The sequence below is a fragment of the Sporomusa sp. genome (assembly GCF_035561255.1).
Classification (GTDB): Bacteria; Bacillota; Negativicutes; order Sporomusales; family Sporomusaceae; genus Sporomusa.
Genome location: NZ_DATMXX010000424.1, coordinates 1 through 2,929 on the forward strand (window position 1 = coordinate 1; position 2,929 = coordinate 2,929).

Here is a 2,929-nt window from a genome sequence, read left to right on the forward strand (position 1 = left end):
CTTGTATCAACCATCTATCCTGAGAGAACATTAAATAAATATCAATCCAGTTACGAACAGCTATAACACCAAATTTTAAATTACCAGGTTGTTACGAAACAGCTTTTTGCGCATTTCACCTATTAGTATCTGAAGGTTAGACAAAATCCCGCATCATTTCCCAGGAAATAATGCGGGATTGCTTATTATTGGGATAAAACCTGAGCTAACCGGTATAATTCAGGATCAATCTCTTTTTTCTTGTTAACAACATCCTCAATTGTTATTTCAACACATTGACGATTTCTATAGCCAATCATAATATCCGTTTTACCGTCCAGCAGGGCCCGCACCGCGGTCTCAGCTAACCGGCTGGCAAGCAGCCGGTCTGATACCGTTGGGGCTCCGCCACGTTGGATATGACCAAGTACAGAAGCCCGCGTCTCCAAACCGGTATTTGCCCGGATGTATTTGCCAAGATCAATTGCGCTGCCTGCACCTTCCGCCACTACAACAATACTATATTGCTTGCCTTTAGCCCGGGATTCTAACAATTGCTTGCAGATGTCCTCCTCGGAAAAGGGGTCCTCCGGAATGAGGATAATTTCAGCGCCACCGGCCAAACCTGCAGTTAGTGCAATCCAGCCACAAGCGCGGCCCATCACCTCAACCAACATAACCCGCCCATGCGCTGAAGCAGTGTCCCTCAGCTTATTAATCGCGTCAAGAGCAGTATTTACCGCTGTATCAAAACCGATGGTAAAATCAGTACCCCAAATATCATTGTCAATTGTCCCAGGCAATCCCACAAACTTTATACCTAATTCGCCCAGGTGCTTGGCACCGGTCAGTGAACCATCACCACCAATAACTATTAGCCCCTCAATCCCGCGGTCTGCTAAATTAGCAACTGCTTTTTTCCGCCCGGCTAAGGTTTTAAACTCCTCACTACGGGCCGTACCCAGAAAAGTGCCACCTTTTTGAATAATATCGCCTACCGACCGTGAATCCAGCATTTTCATATCACCAGATATCATGCCTGCATAGCCATTTCTAATCCCCCACACCTCGGCATCATGCGCCAAAGCCACACGAACAGCCGCACGAATCGCCGCATTCATCCCCGGGCAATCACCACCGCTGGTTATCACTGCAATTTTTTTCATAATAACCCTGCCTTTCCTCAACTAAACCAGTCTAGAAGTCAGCTATATATTTCGGCAAATATACCCAATTGCCTGCCACACAGCTCAAATTTTTTCTGGCCATATTTCATATGACTTATTTCTATTTATTATGGTGTTATTTTATTCGCTTATTTAAATTAAAAACATTGCCACAATAGTTGTCACAATCAAACCGGCTACCACTGGCAGCAAATTACGCCTGGCAAGTTCAAAAGGACTTACACCGCAGATAGCTGCTGCCGGAATCAGTGCCCACGGCACCAGCGTGCCCCCGCCTACCCAGATAGCGGCAATTTGCCCTAACGCTGTCAGGGTTGCAATACCTGAACCAATAGCCGTAGCAAATAAATGTGCAATTGATCCAGCTAAGGATATGCCGGAGAATCCTGAGCCATCCAAACCTGTTATTGCACCAACAATTGTTAATGTGACAGCGCCAACCCCAGGATTAAGTGGTACTATCCGGGCAATTGCCAAACCGATGTCGTTGACAATTCCCTGTGATCCCGGTGGCAGCACCTGGCCCATAATTTGATTAATACCGATATCACCCAGATAAAAAAAAGCGGCGATTGGAATTACCGGGCCAAAAATAGTAAAGCCAAATGTAAAACCATCGATAAAATATGCCGTTATTTTCTCTAAACTCTGATTCCTATATGCTAATAAAGTAATTAATACCAAGATCAGTACAGCCGTGCCACCGATCAGCGCCGTAGCGTCTCCGCCTTGCAGATTAGCCGTGTACATAATACCGACATCCAGCAAGAACAAGGCAGGTACGAATACAGCCAGTACCTTCTTCGAGCTTTCCGGCAATATATTTCGCAATATCGCAACATCATCCTCAACTGGTGCAGCATCCTTGGCATATGATAATTCTGCTGCTGTACCGCACAAACTGTCTTGATCCCGCACATCCCGCATCAGCACCCAGTATGCGGTAACGGTTGCTACTAAACCCATCACAAATACTAAAGGTACACTGGCGCTTACAACACTCTGAACAGGAATGCCGGCGGCTGTTGCGGTCAGCTTAGGGGCGCCCTGTATAACAAAGTCTCCTGATAAAGCAATGCCGTGCCCGAATAGATTCATCGCTATCGCCACTCCAATGGCAGGCAGTCCAGTCCTTACTGCTACAGGTAAAAGTACAGCTCCCAAAAGTGCCACTGCCGGTGAAGGCCAAAAGAACCACGAAATGACCATCATTAATAAGCCTGTTATCCAATATGCCTGGGATGGTGTACGAATCAGCTTGGTTACGGGAGATACCATAGCTTCATTAATACCTGTGACCAGTAAAATCCGGCTCATCGCAACAATGATTGAGATGATCAGAATTGTCCCTAACAATTCGGTAATTGCATAGATAAAACTCTGGAAAATCCCGCTAACGGCCTGATAAATTGACCCCTTAACCATCAAACCGATAATAAAAATCCCAATAAGGCATACTAAAGAAGTATCGCGCCGCAGCAGCATTACGCCCAGTATCATAAAAATAAATAGTAAGTATACATAGTGCAGCGACGTAAGCTCTACTCCCATACCGCTTCCCCCCCTATACTTCATAGTTCCTACAGGATATGCACAAAGGAAAGATTTAGTCATTTAACTATATAGTTTGCCATAATTATCTTCTCCAAAAAATCCCCGGGGATAGGCTGTCCCAATAAGTATCATACTAAATCCGGGTGATATAATTGTCGAAAACAATGACAACATTATTACTACTACTATTTATGCTTACTATAAGCGCT

At 45.0% G+C, this 2,929-nt stretch carries 2 protein-coding genes; both read right to left on the minus strand.

Features of this window, described 5'->3' with window-relative positions; genetic code table 11:
• Nucleotides 1–185: 185 nt before the first annotated feature.
• Nucleotides 186–1,148 carry a 6-phosphofructokinase gene (gene pfkA / locus VN379_RS24665; protein WP_325538786.1) on the minus strand — a complete coding sequence of 321 codons (963 nt, stop codon included), beginning with the start codon at nucleotides 1,146–1,148 and terminating at the stop codon, nucleotides 186–188.
• Between the two features lie 150 nt (nucleotides 1,149–1,298).
• On the minus strand, nucleotides 1,299–2,717 hold the full coding sequence (locus tag VN379_RS24670; protein WP_325538785.1) for a hypothetical protein: 1,419 nt from the start codon (nucleotides 2,715–2,717) through the stop codon (nucleotides 1,299–1,301).
• Nucleotides 2,718–2,929: the final 212 nt, after the last annotated feature.

Coding starts and splice junctions, on each gene's coding strand:
- VN379_RS24670 (WP_325538785.1), bottom strand. CDS start 2,717: ATGGGAGTAGAGCTTACGTCGCTGCACTATGTATACTTACTATTTATT.